We start from the raw sequence: 934 nt of genomic DNA, 5'->3' as shown, positions 1-934 counted from the left end.
CGTTTTCAAATTTACGAAGGAAGTATGAATGCCGATAGGCTGATTGACTTTCTTAAGCGATTGATCAAAACAGCGGGGCGTAAAGTTTACCTCATTCTGGACAATCTTAGGGTACATCATGCACGATTTGTTAAAGCTTGGCTGGCAGAGCACGAGGATGAGATAGAAATTTATTATTTACCATCATATTCACCTGAACTGAATCCAGATGAGTATTTGAATTGCGACCTTAAAGGGGGCGTTCACAGTGGCATGCCAGCCCGATCCAAGGAGAAGCTAAAAAGGAAAGTGCTTTCTCACATGAGAATGTTACAAAAGAAGCCCGCGCGTGTAGCAGCCTACTTCCGACACGAATCAATTAGGTACGCAGCATAACTGAACTATTTGTCCGCCGGGTTAATAGTATATCTCGCAGTCGTAAACAATGTAGGTGCAGTTATTTTAATTGTTGGTATGGTAGAAGCGGGTATCGTAGTATTGAGTGTCATTGGTCTAGGGTTACTTATTTATGGTCACCGCAAGAGTAGCAGTGCATAATCAGGTGCAGCACAACGCGGCTATGCCACTCGGACAGCCTACACTGCGTTATACGGCTAGATAATGAGTGACGAAGGCTACAAGGCTCTATTGGGAATGTTTGCTATAGCTTACTTTCTGGCGAACATCGCGCTCACAATTGAGCTGCATCACTACCCAATGAAATCTCGAGTAAGCAAAGTATTTTACTACCTCTTGGTCTGGCTTATTCCTTTAATTGGAGCCATTTCTGTTCATAAAAAGTTAAAAATTGGATGGGCAAAGGGTAGCAGATTTGGCGGGCACAATGGCCCAGTAGATCCCGGAGATAGCGGGTTCTAACCATGGTGTATAACAAGTGACTATGGTTCTTCGTCAAGCTTTTAAGTCATATTTTCATCCCAGTATGTGTTGTTTT

General features: G+C 43.1%; 2 protein-coding genes. Both read left to right on the top strand.

Annotated features, from left to right (window positions below; all coding sequences use genetic code 11):
• Positions 1-375, top strand: a 375-nt coding sequence (locus tag ACCI49_RS24815; protein ID WP_371837343.1) for a transposase, incomplete at its 5' end; no start/stop codon positions are given.
• 225 nt (positions 376-600) lie between these two features.
• The gene (locus ACCI49_RS24810) at positions 601-858 is read left to right on the top strand and encodes a hypothetical protein (protein WP_371841940.1); all 258 of its coding nucleotides are present in this window, start codon (positions 601-603) and stop codon (positions 856-858) included.
• Positions 859-934 lie beyond the last annotated feature (76 nt).

The sequence above is a fragment of the Microbulbifer epialgicus genome, from assembly GCF_041447265.1.
Taxonomy (GTDB): Bacteria; Pseudomonadota; Gammaproteobacteria; order Pseudomonadales; family Cellvibrionaceae; genus Microbulbifer; species Microbulbifer epialgicus.
The sequence above is the reverse complement of the archived record's forward strand: the minus strand, read 5'-3'. Positions and strand labels throughout refer to the sequence as shown.